The organism is Rhizobium sp. BK313 (genome assembly GCF_014193655.1).
Taxonomy (GTDB): Bacteria; Pseudomonadota; Alphaproteobacteria; order Rhizobiales; family Rhizobiaceae; genus Rhizobium.
The window spans coordinates 2,453,266-2,472,601 of record NZ_JACHZQ010000001.1 but is presented as its reverse complement, the minus strand read 5'-3'; the positions used below and the strand labels follow the sequence as shown (position 1 = coordinate 2,472,601).

Annotated in this window: 22 protein-coding genes; 8 read left to right on the top strand and 14 right to left on the bottom strand. The window is 60.0% G+C overall.

What is annotated here, in order from left to right:
- The first annotated feature begins 137 nt into the window (after positions 1 to 137).
- Complete coding sequence (locus FHT86_RS12010; protein WP_133706945.1) at positions 138 to 446, top strand: Dabb family protein; 309 nt, start codon at positions 138 to 140, stop codon at positions 444 to 446.
- A gap of 135 nt (positions 447 to 581) precedes the next feature.
- Here the strand turns inward: FHT86_RS12010 and FHT86_RS12005 are convergent, their stop codons facing one another.
- From FHT86_RS12005 to FHT86_RS11975, 8 genes are all read right to left on the bottom strand, one after another.
- Positions 582 to 1,268 (bottom strand): GNAT family N-acetyltransferase, encoded by a 687-nt coding sequence (locus tag FHT86_RS12005; protein ID WP_133706944.1) that lies wholly within the window; start codon positions 1,266 to 1,268, stop codon positions 582 to 584.
- Positions 1,265 to 1,759, bottom strand: a complete 495-nt coding sequence (locus FHT86_RS12000) for a MarR family winged helix-turn-helix transcriptional regulator (RefSeq protein WP_133706943.1) — start codon at positions 1,757 to 1,759, stop codon at positions 1,265 to 1,267. Before FHT86_RS12000 ends, FHT86_RS12005 begins: the two co-directional genes overlap by 4 nt.
- Before the next feature lie 128 nt (positions 1,760 to 1,887).
- Positions 1,888 to 2,790, bottom strand: coding sequence for a metal ABC transporter solute-binding protein, Zn/Mn family (locus FHT86_RS11995; protein ID WP_133706942.1), 903 nt, complete (start codon positions 2,788 to 2,790; stop codon positions 1,888 to 1,890).
- A 20-nt stretch (positions 2,791 to 2,810) separates the two neighbouring features.
- On the bottom strand, positions 2,811 to 3,683 hold the full coding sequence (locus FHT86_RS11990; protein ID WP_133706941.1) for a metal ABC transporter permease: 873 nt from the start codon (positions 3,681 to 3,683) through the stop codon (positions 2,811 to 2,813).
- Positions 3,680 to 4,462 carry a metal ABC transporter ATP-binding protein gene (locus FHT86_RS11985; RefSeq protein ID WP_133706940.1) on the bottom strand — a complete coding sequence of 261 codons (783 nt, stop codon included), beginning with the start codon at positions 4,460 to 4,462 and terminating at the stop codon, positions 3,680 to 3,682. Before FHT86_RS11985 ends, FHT86_RS11990 begins: the two co-directional genes overlap by 4 nt.
- A complete protein-coding gene (locus FHT86_RS38440) occupies positions 4,459 to 4,587 on the bottom strand; it encodes a hypothetical protein (protein WP_281413652.1) in 129 nt (42 codons plus the stop codon). Before FHT86_RS38440 ends, FHT86_RS11985 begins: the two co-directional genes overlap by 4 nt.
- A gap of 213 nt (positions 4,588 to 4,800) precedes the next feature.
- On the bottom strand, positions 4,801 to 5,286 hold the full coding sequence (locus FHT86_RS11980) for a peroxiredoxin (RefSeq protein WP_133706939.1): 486 nt from the start codon (positions 5,284 to 5,286) through the stop codon (positions 4,801 to 4,803).
- Positions 5,287 to 5,369: 83 nt separating this feature from the next.
- Positions 5,370 to 6,209, bottom strand: a complete 840-nt coding sequence (locus FHT86_RS11975) for a protein-disulfide reductase DsbD domain-containing protein (protein ID WP_183868733.1) — start codon at positions 6,207 to 6,209, stop codon at positions 5,370 to 5,372.
- 141 nt (positions 6,210 to 6,350) lie between these two features.
- On the opposite strand from FHT86_RS11975, the gene FHT86_RS11970 reads away from it, so the two are divergent.
- From FHT86_RS11970 to FHT86_RS11960, 3 genes are all read left to right on the top strand, one after another.
- Positions 6,351 to 6,956, top strand: a complete 606-nt coding sequence (locus tag FHT86_RS11970; RefSeq protein WP_133706937.1) for a YqgE/AlgH family protein — start codon at positions 6,351 to 6,353, stop codon at positions 6,954 to 6,956.
- 96 nt (positions 6,957 to 7,052) lie between these two features.
- Positions 7,053 to 7,244: a CsbD family protein gene (locus FHT86_RS11965; protein ID WP_133706936.1), complete on the top strand. Its 192-nt coding sequence runs from the start codon at positions 7,053 to 7,055 to the stop codon at positions 7,242 to 7,244.
- A gap of 140 nt (positions 7,245 to 7,384) precedes the next feature.
- Positions 7,385 to 8,437 (top strand): putative zinc-binding metallopeptidase, encoded by a 1,053-nt coding sequence (locus FHT86_RS11960; RefSeq protein ID WP_133706935.1) that lies wholly within the window; start codon positions 7,385 to 7,387, stop codon positions 8,435 to 8,437.
- 6 nt (positions 8,438 to 8,443) lie between these two features.
- On the opposite strand, the gene FHT86_RS11955 is transcribed toward FHT86_RS11960, so the two are convergent.
- From FHT86_RS11955 to thrC, 4 genes are read right to left on the bottom strand one after another with little or no spacing between them, the layout of a single operon-like run.
- Positions 8,444 to 11,356, bottom strand: a complete 2,913-nt coding sequence (locus tag FHT86_RS11955) for a sensor domain-containing phosphodiesterase (RefSeq protein WP_133706934.1) — start codon at positions 11,354 to 11,356, stop codon at positions 8,444 to 8,446.
- Positions 11,353 to 11,967 carry a GNAT family N-acetyltransferase gene (locus tag FHT86_RS11950; protein ID WP_133706933.1) on the bottom strand — a complete coding sequence of 205 codons (615 nt, stop codon included), beginning with the start codon at positions 11,965 to 11,967 and terminating at the stop codon, positions 11,353 to 11,355. The genes FHT86_RS11955 and FHT86_RS11950 overlap by 4 nt, the downstream gene beginning before the upstream one ends.
- A 50-nt stretch (positions 11,968 to 12,017) precedes the next feature.
- Positions 12,018 to 13,316: a pitrilysin family protein gene (locus FHT86_RS11945; RefSeq protein WP_133706932.1), complete on the bottom strand. Its 1,299-nt coding sequence runs from the start codon at positions 13,314 to 13,316 to the stop codon at positions 12,018 to 12,020.
- Positions 13,317 to 13,336: 20 nt separating this feature from the next.
- Positions 13,337 to 14,734: a threonine synthase gene (thrC, locus tag FHT86_RS11940; protein ID WP_133706931.1), complete on the bottom strand. Its 1,398-nt coding sequence runs from the start codon at positions 14,732 to 14,734 to the stop codon at positions 13,337 to 13,339.
- Positions 14,735 to 15,047: 313 nt separating this feature from the next.
- Here thrC and FHT86_RS11935 point away from each other — a divergent pair, with 313 nt between their 5' ends.
- Positions 15,048 to 15,689, top strand: coding sequence for a hypothetical protein (locus FHT86_RS11935; RefSeq protein WP_133706930.1), 642 nt, complete (start codon positions 15,048 to 15,050; stop codon positions 15,687 to 15,689).
- Positions 15,690 to 15,776: 87 nt separating this feature from the next.
- Here the strand turns inward: FHT86_RS11935 and FHT86_RS11930 are convergent, their stop codons facing one another.
- Entirely contained in the window at positions 15,777 to 16,469 is a 693-nt protein-coding gene (locus FHT86_RS11930; RefSeq protein WP_133707137.1) for an HAD family hydrolase, read from the bottom strand.
- Between the two features lie 355 nt (positions 16,470 to 16,824).
- Complete coding sequence (locus FHT86_RS11925; RefSeq protein WP_208116639.1) at positions 16,825 to 17,166, bottom strand: MarR family winged helix-turn-helix transcriptional regulator; 342 nt, start codon at positions 17,164 to 17,166, stop codon at positions 16,825 to 16,827.
- 190 nt (positions 17,167 to 17,356) lie between these two features.
- Between FHT86_RS11925 and FHT86_RS11920 the strand changes: the two genes are divergently transcribed.
- The 3 genes from FHT86_RS11920 (at position 17,357) to FHT86_RS11910 (ending at position 19,315) form a co-directional block, all read left to right on the top strand.
- Positions 17,357 to 18,025 carry a GntR family transcriptional regulator gene (locus FHT86_RS11920; protein WP_133706928.1) on the top strand — a complete coding sequence of 223 codons (669 nt, stop codon included), beginning with the start codon at positions 17,357 to 17,359 and terminating at the stop codon, positions 18,023 to 18,025.
- Between the two features lie 277 nt (positions 18,026 to 18,302).
- Positions 18,303 to 18,893 (top strand): biotin transporter BioY, encoded by a 591-nt coding sequence (locus FHT86_RS11915; RefSeq protein ID WP_133706927.1) that lies wholly within the window; start codon positions 18,303 to 18,305, stop codon positions 18,891 to 18,893.
- Positions 18,890 to 19,315 (top strand): DUF1284 domain-containing protein, encoded by a 426-nt coding sequence (locus tag FHT86_RS11910; RefSeq protein ID WP_133706926.1) that lies wholly within the window; start codon positions 18,890 to 18,892, stop codon positions 19,313 to 19,315. The genes FHT86_RS11915 and FHT86_RS11910 overlap by 4 nt, the downstream gene beginning before the upstream one ends.
- The last annotated feature ends 21 nt before the right edge of the window (positions 19,316 to 19,336 follow it).

The window sequence follows — 19,336 nt, the reverse complement described above, 5'->3', positions numbered from 1 at the left end:
AATGTCCCATAGGTTCAGCTCTGGGCCGACTACGATCAGTGTGGCAGTCGCCGAAAACCGCAAAGATGGCGGCAGTGATGTCTTGCCCATCGGTCCTTTCTCTCTCTATGCTGGGCGAAACATCTAGGGAGATTAATATGATCCTGCATAGCGTTTTCATGCGACTCAAATCCGCCATGACGCAGGATGAGAAAAAGGCGCTTTTCGAGTCCGTCGCCGCGCTGAAGCAGGTCATTCCCGGCATCATCGATGTCAAATACGGACCGAATGTCTCGCCGGAGGGGCTGCATGGCGGCTTCGTTGATGGCTTCGTGGTGACGTTCGAGAACCCCGAAGTGCGCGACGCCTATCTCGTGCATCCCGAACACGTCGCTGTCGGTGAGCGTATCGTCTCGTCGACCGATGGTGGCCTTGCCGGCCTGCTGGTTTTCGATCTCAATCTTTAAAAAATAAAGGGGCCGTAGGCATATACCCGCGGCCGCTTTGTTCCTATCGACAAGGTTCATCGACGGCGGCTGGGTGGCGCCCACGAAGTGCTCACCATCGGCAAGATGAGAGAGTGCTCGCAGCCGAAGGGAAGATCACGCTGGCCGCCGGGGAGTGACGACAACGAGATTCATCTCGGAGCGCAAGCGGAAGCCCATCGCCTTGTAAAGCGAGATGGCCGGTGTATTCGAGGCATAGGCATGCAGGTAGACGGTCTCGTCCCTCGCCGAGATCTCGCCGGCAACGAAGCGGAAGAGCAGGGTGCCGAGGCCGCGTCCCTGAAAATCGGGATGGGTACAAAGGCCGCTGAGTTCGGCAAAACCGGGCTGGCGCATGCGCTGGCCGGCCATGGCAACGAGGCGGCCATCAATCTTCACACCCCAAAAGGTGCCGAGGCTCTGGGCGCGGAGCGTGAAGGGGCCGGGCTTGGTCAGCGTGGCCAAGGCGAGCATATCCGCTGCATCGGCTTCCGTCAGCGGCTCGATCCGGCTGTCCGACACCTGCTCATAGGGCCGTTCGGCGATCATCTGCACCAGCTTGCCTTCGGAGATGACCGTCAGTCCCTGCGGGATCGTGACGGGGTTGGCTTCGACGAGCGCCATGACCTCATCGGCGGCCGGCAGGTTCTCCAGAGCATTGAGGCTTTCCGCCGTATCATCGGCAGGGGCTGCGAAGGGCACGATGGAGGGTGGATAGCGGCGGGCGCGCTCGCTGCCTTCGGCCAATGTCGTATGGGCGGTTCGAAGGGCGTTCCAGGCCGGACGGTCGAGAATATGGCTCATAGTTTCTGTTCCTTGTCGAGATTGCCTCGACGGACAAGCGGTGCTTCCGCAAGCCCATCCTCGATTGCAGCGAGTTGCTCCAGGATCGGCCCGGAGAGGCCGCCGCAAAGCTCGGTCACGGCCTGCTCTATGCGCGGCCAGACCGATCGTTTCGAATAATCGATGAGTTCCTGACCCTTCGGCGTCAGCGAGACCAGTCTTCGGCGCTGGTCCTCGGCCGCGGCCTGCATGTCGACATAACCCATTTCCAGAAGCTGCGAGACGGTGCGTGTGGCACCCGGCTGGGTAATGCCGACGGTCTGGGCAAGTTCACCGATGGTAAGCGGGCCGGCGTGGTCGATTGCCGCGAGGAAGGGATATTGGGCGGACTGGAGAGAGACGCCGAGCTCTTCAATGATCTGCTGGGTGTCGGCCTGAAGGCGTTCGCCGATGCGGCGGAACCGGCTGCCGAGGCAGAGGAAGCCCAGCGATTTCACAATATCTTCAACCAAGGCGCTTTCCTGCTTTGATTTATATAACTCATTATATAACTTGTTATATAATTATCGTCAAGCGCTCTTTCGGCTGATGTAGCTGCAGGCCGCAGGCAGATGCCCGCGGCCATGCTTGTGCGGCTTCCTCAGCTCGACTTCGCCATCGCGGCGGCCAGCTGATCAACGTTATAACGGAACATTTTTTCATATGTCGGAGCCGGACCGTTGGCCTTGGAGAGGGCTTCGACATAGAGCTCACCGCCAGGCTCAGCGCCGGTGGCCTTGGCGACCTGCTTGACCAGGCGGGGGTCGTTCGAGTTCTCGAAGAAATAGCTCTTCACATGTTCGCTCTTGATCTGCTCGATCAGCTTGGCGACGCCCGCGGCCGAGGCCTCGGTTTCGGTCGAGATGCCGAGCGGCGACAGGAAGCTGACGTTGTATTCGCGACCGAAATAACCGAAGGCGTCATGACTGGTCAGGATCTTGCGGCGATCCTCCGCAATCTTGTCGAACTTGCTATGCGCATAGGCGTCGAGCTCGGTCAGCGTCTTGGTGTAGCGTTCGGCATTGGCGTTGAAATCGGCGGCATCGGCCGGATCGGCGGCTGCCAGCGCCTTTTCGATATTGGCGACCCAGATCTTCACATTGACTGGACTGTTCCAGACATGCGGATCGGTGATGGTCTTGCCGTCGTCGACCATGGTGCGCGTGTCGATACCCTCCGAGGCGACGATCGGCGTGCCCTTGTAGCCGGAGGCGCTGATCAATCGGTCCATCCAGCCTTCCAGACCTTCGCCGCTGACGAAGGTGACCTTGGCCGCATTGAGCTTCTTGGCGTCGGCCGGCGACGGTTCGAATTCATGGGGGTCGCCGTTCGGGCCGACCAGGCTCGACACCTTCACATGGTCGCCGCCCACCTGCTTGACGACATCGGCGAGTACGGTGAAGGAGGCGACGACATTCAAGGTTTCGGCAGAAGCGGGTGCCGCGATACCGAAGGCGATGAAGGCCGGCAGCGCCGCGGAGAGAAGCAGTCTGTATTTGGTCACGATAATCTCCTTGATCAAAATTAGCCCCTGAGATGGGGACGGGGAATAAACCGGCGGGCCAGGCCCGAAGGTGCGAACAGAATGGAAAAGCCGTAGATCAGGCTCGCCGTGATGATGATGGTCGGGCCGGAGGCGAATTCGAGATGATAGGAGGCGATGAGCCCGATATAGCCCGACGCGGTCGCCGTCGCCGCCGCGATCGTCATCATTGCTGGCAGGCTGCGCGACCAGAGCTGCGCGATCGCTGCCGGCAGCATCATCAGCCCGACCGCCATCAGCGTACCGAGCGCTTGGAAGCTGGCGACGAGATTGAGCACCACCAGCAGCAGGAAAAGGAAATGATAGACCGGCCCGCGCCCGCCGACGGCCCGCAGAAAACCGGGATCGAAGCACTCCATCACCAGCGGCCGATAGATGACGGCGAGCGCCAGGAGCGTCACGGTGGTGATCGCGCCGATCTGGTAGAGGGCAGGGGCGTCGATGGCGAGGATGGTCCCGAAGAGGACATGCAGCAGATCGATGTTGGAGCCGCGCAGCGATACGATGAGCACCCCGAGTGCCAGTGACGTCAGATAAAAGCTGGCGAAACTTGCATCCTCTTGCAGCACTGTCATGCGACTGACGAGCCCGGAGAGCAGCGCCACCGACAGGCCGGCCACCAGCCCGCCAAGTCCCATCGCCGTCAGCGATAGTGAGCCGGCAATCAGATAGCCGATGGCCGCCCCCGGCAGCACGGCATGGCTCATGGCGTCGCCCATCAGGCTCATGCGCCGGAGCATCAGGAAGACACCGATCGGTCCGGAGCCAAGGCCGAGGCAGAGGCAGGCAATGAGCGCGCGCCGCATGAAGCCGTAGTCGGCAAAGGGCGCGAGAAAGATGTCGTAGGCCGTCATTCGGCCGGCTCCCGCTTCGCCAAGCCCCGTTGGGTAAGCTCTGGCTCCGGCAGGCAGTCCCCAGCATCCTCGTCCCAACTCTCGGCCATCGCCCGCGCCTTGACGAGATTAGCGGGGCTCATCACATCCTGTGTCTTGCCCCAGCCTACCAGTTCGCGGGCGATCAGCAGCGTCTCGGGAAAATACGCGCGCACCTGATCGAAATCATGCAGCACGGCAATCACCGTGCGCCCGTCGCCATGCCAACGTAGAACAATGTCGAGCAGGTCGCGCGTCGTGCGCTGGTCGATGGCGGTAAAGGGTTCGTCGAGGAGGATGACGCGAGCGTCCTGCAGCAGCAGCCGCGCGAAGAGTACGCGCTGGAATTGCCCGGCCGAGAGCGAGCCGATATGCCGACGCTCGAAGCCTGCCAAGCCCACAGCTGCGAGCGCTCCCCGGGCGCGCTCAGCGTCTGCGCGCGAGAATCGGGCAAAGGCGCCAGAATTCTTCCAGGCGCCGAGCACAACCGTATCGGCGACAGAAATGGGAAAGCGACGATTGATCTCCGCCGCCTGTGGCAGATAGCCGAAATCATTGCGCGTCAGTGCGCCGCGATCGACAGACCCTTCCGCCGGCCTCAATTCGCCGATGATCGCCTTGAGGAGTGTCGACTTGCCCGCCCCGTTCGGTCCGGCGATCGCCGTCAGGCTGCCGGCCGGAAAGGCGCCCGAAACGTGATGCACAGCGGGATGGCGCTCATAGGTGACGGTGAGATTATCGAGACGGATCGGAGCACTCATGCCAATGCCACCGCCCAGCCGATCGTCGCCCAGAGGATTGCGATGCCGATCGCTACGAAGGCGAGGCGCGTCAACGCGGAACGCCCGATCAAGGAAGAGGCGAAGGGATCGTTGCTGAAGGGCATCCGGAAGCTTTCATAATGTAATAACATTACGCGTTGTAGCGGAGGGAATGCGGCAAAAAAGAGGCAACATATAGAATGAGACTGTTCCGAGCCGAAAATTTGAGGGAGAAATACCTTCGAAGCATATCGCGCTGGCCGGCGTCACCTGCAATGCCGCAAAACAAAAGAGGGCGCCTGTTGGGCGCCCTCTTTTGTTTCTCAGAGTCGGAAAATTCAAAGCTGTTCGATCATCGCTGCCGCGCCCGAAACCGTTGCCTGGCCTGGGCTTTCCTCGATGTTGAGCGTCTTCACCACGCCGTTTTCCACCAGCATGGAATAGCGCTTTGAGCGGATACCGAGGCCGCCGGCGGTGAGGTCGATATCGAGGCCGAGGGCCTTTGCGAAAGAGGCGTCCCAGTCGGCGAGGAAGTGGATCTTCCCCATGCCGCCCGAGGATTGTGCCCAGGCGCCCATGACATGCCAATCGTTGACGGCAACAACGGCGATGTCGTCGACACCCTTGGCGAGGATTGCGTCACGGTTTTCCAGATAACCCGGCAGATGGTTCAGCGAGCACGTCGGAGTAAAGGCGCCGGGAACGGCGAAGAGCACGACACGCTTTCCAGCAAAAAGCTGATCGGTGGTGAGTTCAACCGGACCGTCAGCGGTCTTTTCCTTGAATGTGGCGGCAGGCAGTTTATCGCCGACAGCGATGGTCATGGCACTCTCCTTAGGTCGAGATTGAGGGCGGTTGAATAGCCGCCCTTTGAGTGAAAATAGTAGGGCGAAACTATAGATCCGGGCTATTCGAACGCAAGCGTGGTTTCGATGGCGCGTTCACCGTCAATAACGAGGACACCCCAGCTTTTGCCCTTGATATCGTAATTCTTCGGAAGCTTGCCGATGGCGATATCGGTCGCAAAAATCTTGCCATCGCGTTTGGCGTTGATTTGTTTGAAAAAGACATAGCCTGTGGGACCAGTCACATAGATTGACGGCGCGTCGCCGGTTGTTTCCGGCAGCGTCAGGTGCAGCGAAAGGGTTTTCGCATCGGGTGAAAGCCTGTGGTTTTCGACGGCAAAATCCGGGGAAGGGGCCTGCGGCAGCGACGCGTTGGCGGCGTCCAGCAGGGCTTGTTCATGCAACGTCGATTGGCTGGCGTCCGATAGCGGTAGAGAAAATTCGGCTTGGAAGGGGATGCAGATGTCCTTGCAGAGGCCGATGAAGGCGGTGAGATCGAGCGTCGTCGGCTGCTTACCTTTGACGCGGAAATCGAGCGGCAACGTCACCGGCGCGTCATAGCCGATTTCCTGGATCGCGCCGACCGTGATCGGCTTGGGCGTGGGATAGCTGGTCTTTTCCAGCGTAACGCCGCTTTCGGGTGCCGGGCTCACCTGCGGCGGAATTCCACCTTCGCCGGGTTCGCGCCAATAGGTGATCCAGCCGGGCGCCGGCTCGATTTGTAGCGCTGCGCGGATATGGCCTTGCGCATCCGGCGCCAGCGCCACCAACCGCATGCGGCCACCCTCATTGTCGGCCCAATCGCTCATGGCCGCGTATGCGATACCACCGGTCGATATTGCGGCGGCGAGCGTTCCGAGCAGCATTGTCAGCAGGAGGGCAAAAGAAGTTTTTCCGATCATGGAACAAGGATTTACCGGATGGCGCGGTGCTGTGCCAGAACAGTGCGAAAAAGAAATGATCATTTTCAGTTGATTGATTTATGACATTGCCCCATCTTCCTTTTTAAGGGGCGCAGTTACAGACTGCAGTCAGGAGGTACGATGTCCCTATCGACGCTGAAGAATAAACGCGAAAGAGGATTTCTCGACGGCCAGTTCCTGATTGCCATGCCCGGCATGGAAGACCGGAATTTCAATCGCACGGTGATCTACATCTGTGCTCATTCTGCCGCCGGCGCCATGGGCTTCGTCATAAACCGGGCACAGAACCTGACCTTTACCGACGTGCTGCTGCATCTTGAAATGATCAAGGATGACGATGCTATTCTTCTGCCTGCAGTCGCCCGCGATTTCCCGATTCAGACCGGGGGGCCGGTTGAAAGTGGCCGCGGCTTCGTCCTGCATTCCGACGACTACATCAGCGATAGCAGCATCCCGGTCAGCGACGACATCAGCCTGACGGCGACGCTGGATATCGTGCGCGCCATTTCCAAAGGCGGTGGGCCGAAGCGCGCCACCATGCTGCTCGGTTATGCCGGCTGGGGTGCAGGTCAGTTGGAGGCGGAAATCAGTAACAACGGCTGGCTCAATTGCCCGGCCAATGAGGAGCTGATCTTCGACCGCAGCCTTGACGATAAGTATGAACGCGCCCTGGCGCTGATGGGTATCAATGCCGCTATGCTGTCGCCGCACGCGGGGCATGCCTGAGCCGTTCCGCGTCCTGGTGGAACGAAATATCATCAGTGACGTTTCCCTGTCACTGCACCGGCAACCCCGCTGGTGCCGAATGAGGAGGCGTTCGACATGGGCAGCATGAGTGACAAGGTATCCGGTAAGGCCAACGAGGCGGCCGGCAAGGCCAAGCAGGTTGTTGGCAAGGCTACCAAGAGCAAGACGATGCGCGCCGAAGGCACGGCCCAGGAGGCCAAGGGTAAGGCGCAGGTAGCGGTTGGCAAAGCCAAGGATAAGGCCAAGGGCGCGGTCGACCGGATGTAGTCCGGCAGTCTGATATGCGCCTATTTAAGTGCTGCGTCCTTTCGCGTGCTGTCGCATGCGCGGCGCAGTGAAAGAGCCTGTCACGAATTCGCGACAGGCTCTTTTCATGCCTGTAATGGCCTGATTTTGGAGAGCTTTCCATGAGGCTTTTCGCCTGTGACCATTGTGGCCAACCGGTGCATTTCGATAACCGTCAATGTGTGCGCTGCGGCCATCAGCTTGGCTTTGTTCCTGAGCGTCTTGCGATATATGCGCTGGAGGCTGACGGATCGAATTGGCGTCTGGTTGCCGAGCCGACCCGTATTGTCCGTTTCTGCGCCAATGCCGAGCTCGATATTTGCAATTGGGTGGTTGAGGCCGGAGATCCCGAACCCTTCTGCATTGCTTGTCGCCACAACAGGCTGGTGCCGAATACGGATACGCAGCAGGGCATAGACCGTTGGCGGCGGATCGGTCAGGCCGAGCGGCATCTGTTCTATTCGCTGCTACGTTGGAACCTGCCGCATCCCGATCGCCAACAGGATCCGCAAGGTGGGCTAGTCTTCGATTTCCTCGAGGACGCCATGCAGGGCGGTACCATCGTGCCGGCTAGGACCGGCCACGATGAGGGGCGGATCGCCATCCGCGCCGCTGAGGCCGATGATGTTGCGCGTGAACAGGCGCGAACATCTATGAATGAACCTTACCGCACGTTGCTCGGCCACTTCCGCCACGAGACCGGTCATTTCATATGGAACAAGCTGATCCGCGACCGCAATCGGTTCGATGCCTTCCGTGCCGTGTTTGGTGAAGAGCGGATGGATTATGGCGCGGCCCTGCAGCAGCACTATGACAACGGCCCGCCGCCAAACTGGCAGGAAAATTTCATCAGCGCCTATGCCAGCGCTCACCCCTGGGAGGATTTTGCCGAATGTTTTGCGCACTATCTTCATATTGTCGATACGCTGGAGACGGCCCGCTCCTTCGGCTTGGCGGTCGATCCCTACGGCTATCACGAAATGGCAGCGGCAGTGGATTTCAATCCCTACAAGGCTGAAAGCGCCGAACAGCTCGTTAGTGCCTGGATTCCCCTGAGCGTCGCGATCAATGCCATCCAGCGCAGTATGGGCCAGCCGGATTCCTATCCCTTCATCCTGTCGCCGCCGGTGATAGCGAAGCTGGAATATCTACATGGAGTGATCAGGGGAGCGTAGCTCTTGCTACGCCCGCTTCGTCAGCGGAAAGCGTTCCTTCAGCAGCCGCAGTACTGAGTCCGAACCCATCGGCGGGCCAAAGATGAAACTCTGGCCGTAAGCGCAACCCATCTTGGCGAGTTCGAGCGCATCCTCTTCCGATTCGATACCTTCGGCGACCACACGCATGTTGAGCTCGCGCGCCATGGAAATCACGGAGCGCAGAAGCACCGCTTTCTTATCGCTTTCGTCACGCACCATCGCCTTATCGAGCTTGATCGTGTCGAAGGGGAAACGGGTGAGGTAGGAGAGCGAGGAATAGCCGGTGCCGAAATCGTCGAGCGCCAGGCCGATGCCGGCTTCGCGCAGCTTGCCGAGCACGAGGCGGGCCTGTTCCGGGTTCTCCATCACCTGCGATTCCGTCAATTCGAGCTTGATGCGGTTCGGTTCGCAATGGGTTTTGGCGAGCAAAGCGCGGATATCGTCGTAGAGCTCATTGTTTAGGAGCTGCACGCTGGACAGATTGATGGAAACGAAGAGCGGCAGGTCGCCGGTCTGGCGCTGCCAGGCCATCAGGTCGTTGGTCGCCTGTTCCATCGCAAACATGCCGAGCGGGCCGATGATGTCCGAGGCTTCGGCGATCGGTATGAATTCCGATGGCGGAATATTGCCGCGTTTCGGATGCTCCCAGCGCATCAGCGCCTCGAAACCGGCGATTTCGGCATCTTCCAGCCGCACGATCGGCTGGTAGACCAGCGACAGCTCCTTGCGCTCGACGGCACGGCGTAGGTCCGTTTCAAGCTGCAGGCGGTCGGTGCCGAAGCTGCGGAAAGCGGGCTGGAAAGGCTCGACGCGATTCCCGCCGGCGCGCTTGGCCCGGTACATGGCAAGTTCGGCGTCACTCAACAGACCGGTAGCGCTTTCCTGCTGGTCGACCCAGGACGTAAGCCCGATCGAAGCGGTCAGGATGATTTCGCGATTGGCGAAATTGATCGGCACCATGATCGCCTTGCTGATCGCATCGGCGAAGTCGGCGACCTTTGCCGGGTCGCGCTCGGAAACGAGGATCAGGCCGAACTGGTCGCCGGAGAGCCGCGCCAGCGTATCCTGCGGCTTCATCAGCCGACGCAGGCGGCGTGTAAGGGCGATCAGGATGTTGTCGCCAGCAGCAACGCCGAGGGTATCGTTGACCAGCTTGTAGCGGTCGATGTCGATCACCATCACCGTCGGGCGCACCTGGCTGCCTTCCGGCGCCAAGGTGAGAACGGCCTGCAGGCGGTCAATGAAAACCTGGCGATTGGGCAGACCGGTCAGATTGTCGTGCAGTGCGTCGTGAAGCAGCCGCTCGATCGAATTCTTCTGCTCCGTGACGTCGACGATGGTGCCGACGCAGCGGATGATCTCGCCGTTCGAGCCGAGTACCGGTCGGGCGCGGATCGACAGCCAATGAAAATGCCCGTCTTCGGCGCGAATGCGGAATTCATGGTTCAGCCGGCCGCGGCGATGTTCGAGAAGCACGTCGAGCGTCGCGCGGAAACGATCGCGATCGTCGGGATGCAATCGCGGCAGCCAGTTGCGCGCCGCGCCATGCATGGTGCCGGGCGACAGGCCGAGTTTCATCGAGATATCCGGCGTCGTCACCACACGGTCGCGCGCCACGTCCCAGTCCCAGACCGTGTCGCCGGAGCCGGTGAGCGCCAGGGATTGCCGCTCGAGATCGGAGAACAGGCCCTGCTGGAATGCGCCGCCGGCGAAAGCATGCTGCATTACGGTGAAACCGATCAGGAGCACGATCAGAACGAGGCCGCCGCCGAGTGCCGGCTGGATAATGTCGTTGTCGAGCTTGCCGGTTATCGTCATCCAGGCGCCAAACAGCCAGACCAGGATCAGCGCCCAGGCGGGCACCAGCAGAATGGCGCGGTCGTAACGGCTGAAGCCGAGATAGATGATCAATAGCAGACCAGCGGTCGCTGTAAGCGCCAGCGATAGCCGCGCGATGCCAGCGGCAATCGACGGGTCATAGATCGCCACGCCGAAGAGCAGAGCGAGACCAAGCACCCATGCAAGCGTCACGTAGCCCAGATGCGCGTGCCAGCGATTAAGGTTCAGATAGGTGAACAGGAAGATCACGAGGCTCGACGCGAGCGCCACCTCCGCACAGGCGCGCCATATTCGCTGATCGCTGGAGGTGATGCTGATGAGTTTGCCGAGGAAACCGAAATCGACGCAGATATAGCCGAGCACCGCCCAGGCAAGCGCGGCCGTCGCCGGGAGCATCGAGGTTCCCTTGACGACAAAGAGAATGGTCAGGAAAACCGCCAGCAGGCCGGCAATGCCGAGCACGATGCCGCGATAGAGCGTGAAGGCGTTGACCGTGTCCTTGTAGGCGTTCGGCTCCCAGAGATAGAGCTGCGGCAGGTTCGGCGAAGAGAGTTCGGCGACGAAGGTAACGACGGCACCGGGGTTCAGCGTGATGCGAAAGACATCAGCTTCGTCGCTTGGCTGCCGGTCGAGGGCGAAGCCTTCGCTCGGCGTGATCGCGATAATGCGCTGCGAGCCGAGGTCCGGCCAGAACATTTTCGAATTCACCAGGCGGAAGTGGGGTGCGACAATGACGCGCTCGAGCTGTTCTTCCGAGACATTGGCGAGTGCGAAGACGGCCCAGTCACCCTGATGGTTCGGCGATGAGGACCGCACCTCGATGCGGCGGCGAATGCCGTCGGCGCCGGCGGCGGTGGAAACCTGGAAGGCTTCGCCCTGATTGGTGTAGATCTCCGTCGTCGCCGTCAAATCCAGCGCGGTGTCGTCGCGCGAAATCTTCACGGGTTCGGCGGCATGCGCCATGCCGGCAAGAAAGAGCAACATGGCAGCCGCAAGCGTCGCGAGGATCGCGGACAACCATTTGGTCAACGGCATGGTCGGCGTGAGATCGGCGGTCATCGCTGGTCGGATTTTCTGCTCGGGTCGACGTCGGACGCCAACCGGGAAAACATCACGTGATCACGCCACTGACCGTTGATTTTAAGATAACCGCGCAAATGACCTTCCCGTTGGAAACCGGCCTTTTCCAAAAGCCGCATGCTACGCTCATTATCCGGAATACAGGCTGCTTCAATACGGTGCAACTCAAGTCCCGAAAAGATATAGGGTATAACCAACTGAAGTGCGGCGAACATATGGCCCTGGCCTGAATGCCGCTCGCCCATCCAATAGCCGATCATGCAGCTTTGTGCGGCACCCCGGCGGATGTAGCCGATCGTGATGCCGCCGAGCAAGGTCATATTCTCCTTAAGGAAAATAAAAAGTGGGATGGCCTGGCCGGAGCTGTATTCCTGTTTTCCCCGGATAACACGGGCCCGATAGGCGCCCTCGGTCAGTTCGTCGTGGCGCCAGGTCGGCTCCCAGGGTTCCAGGAAGCGCCGACTTTCGGCCCGCAGCCGGTGCCATTGGTTAAAATCGGAGTAACGCGGCAGCCGCAGTAAATAGGTCGCGTCTTCGAGTTCAACCGCGTCCGGATGACGTGACAGAAACCGAAAGACCGATTTTTGCATTCCGCCCATCACTCCCCGGAAGATTGAACCCATCGGCTCGCGATGCGGTCTTAGCCACTCGCGCTTTTGGAGGCAGGGGTTGGCGCTGACAAGGACGTGACGATATCTTCCATCGGCGCTAACTGCTCCAACGGCCCAATCGCCGACAGCGTAGGCACCGTGTCGAAGAAGAGGCGGCCGGCAAGATCCGTCAGACGGTCGATGGTAATGCCCTGCAACCGCTCCAGCATCTCCTGGTTGGGGATCGGCCGGCCGTAGAGCATCATCTGCCGTGCGATCTGGCCGGCGCGCGCCGCCGGGCTTTCCTGCCCCATCAGCAACTGCGCGCGGATTTGGGCGCGGGCGCGCTCAATTTCCTGCTGCTCGATGTTGTGGGAGGATTTATGCAGCTCGTCGATGATGACCGGCAGCAGCTCCGGCAGGTTCTCGCCGCCTGTTGCGGCATGGATGCCGAAAATGCCCGTGTCGGAAAAGCCCCAATGGAAGGCATAAACGGAATAACAGAGGCCACGGAACTCGCGCACTTCCTGGAACAGCCGCGAGGACATGCCGCCGCCAAGGATGTTGGCAAGGATCTGCGAGCAGTAGAAGTCGCGCGTGTGGTAGGCGCGCCCCTCGAAGCCGAGCAGGATCTGTGCATCCATCAGGTCGCGCGTCTCGCGGATATTGCCGCCGATATAGCGGGCAGGCTCGATGACAGGCGGCGCCGACGGCTTGGTCGGCAGGCTCGAGAAGCGCTCTTCGACCTGGCGTACGAAGCTTTCATGATCCACCGCGCCGGCGGCCACCACGAACATGCGATCGGTCGTGTAGTTACGGCTGAGATAACCGCGGATTTGTCCGGGTGAGAAGGAGACGACGGTCTCCGGAGTACCGAGAATCGCCCGGCCAAGCGTCTGGCCCCGATAGGCGACTTCGGAAAATTTGTCGAAGACCACGTCGTCGGGCGTGTCGTTCGCAGCGTTGATTTCCTGCAGGATGACCTGCTTTTCGCGCTGCAGTTCGTCATCGTCGAAAGCGGATTCGGTGAGGATATCGGCGAGGATATCGACGGCGAGCGGCACATGGTCCTTCAGCACGCGGGCATAGTAGGAGGTCGTTTCGGTCGAAGTGGCGGCATTGACTTCGCCGCCGACATTCTCGATTTCCTCGGCAATCTCGCGCGCCGTGCGACGCGCCGTACCCTTGAATGCCATATGTTCGAGCAGATGCGCGATGCCGTGCTCCGCCTCGGTTTCGTTACGCGAACCCGACTTGATCCAGACGCCGAGTGCCACGCTTTCGAGGTGTGGCATCGTTTGGGTCGCTACTGTCAGCCCGGACGCAAGCCGGGTGCACTCCACTGTCATCGTCTGTCTTTCTGCGTTTATCATTCCCCGGCCCGGGCATGTTTGCCGATAAAAGTTTCAACGGCTTTAAGCTCGGGATCGAGGACGTCGAAACGCTCCTCCCTGTTCATCAGTCCAGCAAGCCACGTCGGGAGCGCCGGGTCAATACCACATGCCGATTTTACTGCGGCGGGGAATTTTGCCGGATGCGCCGTTGCAAGAGTCACCATCGGGCTTGCCGGCTTCTCGTTTTTTTCCGCCACAAAGACGCCGATCGCGGTGTGCGGATCGATGAGATAGCCGGTATCATCGAGCGTTTTGCGGATCGTCGCAGCCACCTGTTTCTCGCTGGCGCGGCCGGCGCGGAAGTCCTTTTTGATGGTCTTCAGAGCGTCTTCGCCAATCGAAAAACCGTTCGATTGCTTCAGGCTTTCCATCGCCGCGCGCACCTTCGACGCATCACGGCCATAGGCTTCGAACAGCAGCCGTTCGAAGTTGGACGAGATCTGGATGTCCATCGACGGCGCGGTGGTGGCCTTGACCTCGCGCATTTCGTAGCGTCCAGTCTTCAGTGCGCGCGCAAGGATATCATTCTCGTTGGTGGCTATCACCAGGCGGTCGATCGGCAGGCCCATGCGCTTGGCGACATAACCGGCGAAAATATCGCCGAAATTGCCGGTCGGAACAGTGAAGGAAATCTTCCGGTCCGGTCCGCCGAGCGCGACGGCGGTGGTGAAATAGTAGACCACCTGCGCCATGATCCGCGCCCAGTTGATCGAATTGACCCCCGAAAGTTTGACGCCGTCGCGGAAGCCGGTGTCGTTGAACATGGCTTTGACCAGGTTCTGGCAATCATCGAAATTGCCGTTGATCGCCAGCGCGTGCACATTGGCCGCCGTCGAGGTGGTCATCTGCCGCTGCTGTACCGGCGAGACCTTGCCATGCGGGAAGAGGATGAAGATGTCGGTCCGTTCGCGGCCGGCAAAGGCATCGATCGCAGCGCCGCCGGTGTCGCCCGATGTCGCGCCGACGATGGTCGCCCGTTGCCCGCGCTTTTCCAGTGCATAGTCCATCAGCCGTGCAAGCAACTGCATAGCGACGTCTTTGAAGGCAAGCGTCGTGCCGTGGAACAACTCCATCACGAAGTTGTTCGGGCCTGTCTGCACCAGTGGCGCGACAGCCGGGTGGCGGAAGGTGGAATAGGCTTCATCGATCATGCCTCGAAAGACGTCATCCGGAATTTCGCCGTTGGTGAAAGGCGACAGAACGGCGAAGGCGACTTCCTGATAGCTCTTGCCGCGGAAAGCGCGGATCTCTTTTTTCGTGAGGGTCGGCCAATCACGGGGTACGTAGAGGCCGCCATCACGTGCAAGGCCGGCCAGAAGGGCGTCGCAGAAGCCAAGAGCAGGGGCTTCTCCCCGCGTTGAGATATAGTCCACGGTCTAGAATTCCTTTGGTCGCAAAATTGCCGGAGTGGTGGGGTGAGAGAGTAAAAGAACGAAGCGATGGCAGCCCGTCTTTTTGCGTCGGATCAGCCGCGTGGTTTTCGCGTTTGCGCAATGTCCGTCCGGCTGCTTCCGGCGGGCGGCGGCTTGCGCCAATCTGTCGACGTCGAAAAGTGAGCCAAAACGGTGCCTACCCAATCGATTTTTCGCTGCGCCGCTGGTATAGACCATCGCCAAGTGTCATTAAAGGCCCGTCGAACGGGCTGCAGGCCTATAATGTGAATTATATGCAGAGGGTGGAATAATAGTGTTTGGCAGGGTTTCGCGTCGTCTTTTCTCCGCTTCGCTTCTGGCATTGTTGGCTGGTTGTAGTTCTCTTGGTTTCGGCGGCGGCGACAAGCAGGCCGCGTCGGATGTAGCGGTAACGGTGGCGCCGCAGACGGTGGCCGGCGATGCGTCGGCGACAAGTCCTGCGCCTCAAGTGACCGGTGGCCAAGCCTATGTCGCCGGCAAGTGCCCGCAAGTGGTGATCCGCGACGAGGCTTCAGTCTACCGCACCTATGCAAAGGGTGCCAAGGACGATCCGAACCAGTTGATGTACCAAGCCTCGCTCGCTCAGGCGACGCGCCAGTGCACGACCGATGGCGCCAGCCTTGGTATCCACGTCGTCGCGCAAGGGCGTCTCGTCGCCGGCCCGACGGGCGGTCCCGGTAAGGTAACCATGCCGATCCATGTCGCCGTTATGGACGACAATACCGCACTCTACGAGAAGACCATTAATTTCACCGCCGAAATCCCGCCGGGCGAGACCACCACGCAGTTTCTTTTCACCGACGACGACATCAAGGTTGCTGGCGGCTCAGGCGGCTTCACCAGCGTCCAGGTGGGCTTCGATCAGGGACCTCAGAAGCCGGAGAAGGGCCAGAAGCCGGTCCGGAAGAAGCACTAAGCGATTTGGATATGTAGGATAGGCAGGAGGAAGCCGAAGGCCGGCCTCAAGGCTGAAACTATTGCCTATTGCTTCATTCGCGGCCGCTTACAAAACCCCGTCCCATTCCGCCAATGCCATCACCACGCCGGGTAGGTCGACCATACGGGCGATGACCGTTTCCGCGCCTGCATCCGTCAGGCGGTCGGCATGCGAAGGGTAGGTGTGCGAGGCGCCGGTAAAGCCGATGACGCGCATGCCGGCGGCACGCGCCGCCTGGACACCATGGACCGAGTCTTCGACGACGATGACATTAGCCGGCGGAACGTTCATCTGCTTGGCGCCGTGCAGGAAAATATCCGGCTTCGGCTTGACGCGATCGGCGCCGAGATCCTTGGCGGAATAGATATGCGGCGCAAACAATTCCTTGTAGCCAACCTTGGAGAGCATCATGTCAAGCCGTGCGCTGCTGGAGTTCGAGCAGACGCAACGCCGCATCGGCAAGCGCGACAAGGCAAGGGGAACGCCTGGAATAGCCTTGACGTCGCTGGCGAGCCGAAGGTCGAGAAGCTTTTCGGATTTGTCGAGCAGCGATGCCGACAGCGGGATGCTCGCTTCGTGTTCGACCTGGAACAGTATGTTCTGCCAGGTCATGCCGGCGAAGCGCTCGCCCATTTCTTCGGCACTGATCGGGTACCCGGCTTCAGTCAGGAGCTTGGATTCCACGTCCGCCGCTATGATTTCGGAATCGACCAGAACGCCGTCACAGTCGAAGATGATGAGATCGAAGCCATTGCTCATAAGAATATACTGCCTTTGAAGGGGCTCTGGATTTGGCATGCCCTTATCCAAAAACCGCTTCGCGCTTTTTGGGGCCTGCTCTGAAAGGGATCGTGCGGCTTTACACGATGCGCCGGCAAAGCTCAACCAATCAGCAGGCATAGCAGTGGTGCACTGGCGGAAAGGATAAGTCGAAGTTCGGAGACTGATCTCGGCTTTCCGGCACGTCTTATAGGTACCGACCTGCTCCCAATTCCGCAGACAACAGCGTACCCAGCCTGGATGAAATCGCGAGCACGACGCCGAGGGGGCTATAGCCGACATGAATGCCGGCGACCTCGCCAAGACCTATCAAAAAAGCCTCATTGAGAAGGAGTCAGCCGTGATGGGTCATGTTGAAAAAGTCGCTGCGCAGGCTTCTGGCATGCAACTCGCCGACCTGCGCTTCATATTCCTCTTGCGCCGCGCGCCAGAAGGGTCCCGCCTCCACAATCTTGCTTTGTCCGGCCGGAGATAGCGCCAGCATCAGTCGTCGGCTCTCCTCCGTCTCCGGCGCGCTGATGATCAGCCCTTGTTGTTGCAGTGGCTTCACGGCCCGCAGCAGGGTCGTACGATCCATCAGCATTGCGGCTGCCAGCTCGTTCATCGTCATCCGCGCATTGCGGTCGAGGAAATGCAGGAGTGAAAACTGGGTGCTGGTTATGCCCGTCGGCGCCATATGCCGCTCGTAGAGTTTCGAGACATGCCGCGCTAATTGCCGGGTCGCAAGGCAATGACAGGCGAGGGGACCAAGATCGTCTTCCGTTTGCATGGATTTAGTATGCGTGTGCATATGCACTAAGTCAAGTCGCCGTTACATTTGAACTGGATGGCTCGACAAGGCCGATCGCCATCTTTAAGGATCGGCCATGGCCAAAGAGCGGGACGACACGATTGCCAGCCGTATCAGCCGGGTGCTTGCCGATCGCATCATCCGTGGCGAGATCGCGCCCGATGCGCGTCTGCGGCAAGATCACATCGCCGAGGAGTTCGGCGCCAGCCATGTGCCGGTGCGTGAGGCGTTTCGACGGCTGGAGGCGCAGGGGCTGGCGATCAGTGTGCCCCGCCGCGGCGTTCGGGTCGCCTCCTTCGATCTCAAGGAAGTCCGTGAAGTCGCGGAAATGCGGGCGGCGCTCGAGAGTTTGGCACTGAAACACGCGGCCCAACACTTGACGCCGGCAATCCTCGATGCCGCCGAAGAGGCGACGCGGGAAGGGGATGCTGCTGCCGACGTCCGCGCCTGGGAAGAGGCCAACCGTCGCTTCCACCGCTTGATCCTTGCGCCCTGCGGCATGGCGCGGCTGCTCGCGTCGATCGATGACCTGCACGCCGCCAGCGCTCGCTTCCTTTTCTCCGCTTGGCAATCGGGCTGGGAAAAACGCACCGATCACGACCATCGCGCCATCCTCGCCGCCCTGCGCCAGGGTCGGACGGAGGAGGCGGCTTCGATCCTGCAGAAGCATGTGCAATGGATCGGCCGGGCGCCGGTAAGGACGCCCTCGGGCACGACGCGCGAAGCTTTTGCCATCGTTGGCTAAAAATTATAGATAATTTTGATATTGCGGCTTTGCCTTCCCGCGAAGGGAGGTGAAGCCTTGCGCAATTTTGAGGTGCGCTCGGGTGGAATTGAACTTTCGCTGACGCTTGATGCCCTGCGATATCATGCTCTAGCCTCCGTCAATGCACTGAAACTTTGCTGTCCGTTGGTTTGGAAAGAAGGAAAAAGCTGCATTTCCCCTTGCCCGAATTCGCAAGCTCCATCATAAAAATAGATGAGAATCAAAAACTATCTATAATTTGAAGAAGGAGAATTGTATGTCCCTATCGCATCACCATGAAGATACCGTTTTTGATCCGCTGCGCCTCGGCGAACGGTCGTTGGTTGTCAAGGCCGTCTTCGTTCTCACTGGCACACTGGTGCTGGCGCTAGCTTCGCAGATTTCGGTGCCGATGGTGCCGGTGCCGGTGACCATGCAGACCTTGGCGGTCACGATGATCGGCGCGCTTTACGGCTGGCGCCTTGGCGCGCTCACCATTCTCGCCTGGCTGGGCGAGGCAATGGTCGGTTTTCCGGTTCTGGCTGGCGGCGCCGGTGGCATTGCTCCCTTCACGGGGCCCACTGTCGGCTATCTCGTGTCCTTCCCGATCATCGGCGCATTGGTCGGCTGGCTTGCCGAGCGTGGTTGGAGCGGCGACCGTGTCGTGCGCAGCTTTGCGGCTCACCTTGCCGGCAACGTTCTCTGCCTGGTGATCGGCGGCGCTTGGCTCGCCGTATTGATGGGCGCGGAAAAGGGCTGGCTCTTCGGTGTTGCGCCGTTCATTCTCGGCGCTGTCCTGAAGTCGGCGCTCGCCGCCGCCGTCCTCATGGGTTTGAAAATCTATGGCGGTAAGGCACGGCTGAATTGACCGTTCGGCTTCGCGCCCATCATCTGCTCTGCATGCTGACCTTTGTCGGTGAAGGCTATACGCCGGCCTTCATTGCCAACTACCGTCGCATCGCTGAGCGTCTTACGGCCGGAGAAGAGATTGAACTCGTCTCCGGTCCTGACGATATCTGCGCGCCGCTTCTTGACGAGAAGGAGCCACATTGTTTCAGAGACAGCGTGATCGCGCGTGACGCTGCAGCATTGGCGGATGTGGCTACGCTTCTGGGTGAAAAGATCGAATCCGGCTCAGTTCTCGTGCCTGATGCCGGTCTTCTCGCAAGGTTACGCCAGAATTTCGCGAGTGGTGATATTCGCTACGCCTGTCGTGGCTGTGAATGGAAGGAACTTTGCAGCCGTATTGCTGCAAGCAATTTCAAAGGGATATTGATCGGTTCAAGCTAAGACTGGCATGTCTCCGGCAGC

Excerpts from the sequence above, each read along its gene's own strand:
- FHT86_RS11950 (WP_133706933.1), bottom strand. The coding sequence starts at position 11,967 with ATGCAAAAATCGGTCTTTCGGTTTCTGTCACGTCATCCGGACGCGGTT.
- FHT86_RS11920 (WP_133706928.1), top strand. The coding sequence starts at position 17,357 with ATGGCCAAAGAGCGGGACGACACGATTGCCAGCCGTATCAGCCGGGTG.
- FHT86_RS12010 (WP_133706945.1), top strand. The coding sequence starts at position 138 with ATGATCCTGCATAGCGTTTTCATGCGACTCAAATCCGCCATGACGCAG.
- FHT86_RS11990 (WP_133706941.1), bottom strand. The coding sequence starts at position 3,683 with ATGACGGCCTACGACATCTTTCTCGCGCCCTTTGCCGACTACGGCTTC.
- FHT86_RS38440 (WP_281413652.1), bottom strand. The coding sequence starts at position 4,587 with ATGCCCTTCAGCAACGATCCCTTCGCCTCTTCCTTGATCGGGCGTTCC.
- FHT86_RS11965 (WP_133706936.1), top strand. The coding sequence starts at position 7,053 with ATGGGCAGCATGAGTGACAAGGTATCCGGTAAGGCCAACGAGGCGGCC.
- FHT86_RS11985 (WP_133706940.1), bottom strand. The coding sequence starts at position 4,462 with ATGAGTGCTCCGATCCGTCTCGATAATCTCACCGTCACCTATGAGCGC.
- FHT86_RS11925 (WP_208116639.1), bottom strand. The coding sequence starts at position 17,166 with ATGGCGCCGACGGGCATAACCAGCACCCAGTTTTCACTCCTGCATTTC.
- FHT86_RS11975 (WP_183868733.1), bottom strand. The coding sequence starts at position 6,209 with ATGATCGGAAAAACTTCTTTTGCCCTCCTGCTGACAATGCTGCTCGGA.
- FHT86_RS11915 (WP_133706927.1), top strand. The coding sequence starts at position 18,303 with ATGTCCCTATCGCATCACCATGAAGATACCGTTTTTGATCCGCTGCGC.
- FHT86_RS11970 (WP_133706937.1), top strand. The coding sequence starts at position 6,351 with ATGTCCCTATCGACGCTGAAGAATAAACGCGAAAGAGGATTTCTCGAC.
- FHT86_RS12005 (WP_133706944.1), bottom strand. The coding sequence starts at position 1,268 with ATGAGCCATATTCTCGACCGTCCGGCCTGGAACGCCCTTCGAACCGCC.
- FHT86_RS11980 (WP_133706939.1), bottom strand. The coding sequence starts at position 5,286 with ATGACCATCGCTGTCGGCGATAAACTGCCTGCCGCCACATTCAAGGAA.
- FHT86_RS11945 (WP_133706932.1), bottom strand. The coding sequence starts at position 13,316 with ATGACAGTGGAGTGCACCCGGCTTGCGTCCGGGCTGACAGTAGCGACC.
- FHT86_RS11960 (WP_133706935.1), top strand. The coding sequence starts at position 7,385 with ATGAGGCTTTTCGCCTGTGACCATTGTGGCCAACCGGTGCATTTCGAT.
- FHT86_RS11955 (WP_133706934.1), bottom strand. The coding sequence starts at position 11,356 with ATGACCGCCGATCTCACGCCGACCATGCCGTTGACCAAATGGTTGTCC.
- FHT86_RS11930 (WP_133707137.1), bottom strand. The coding sequence starts at position 16,469 with ATGAGCAATGGCTTCGATCTCATCATCTTCGACTGTGACGGCGTTCTG.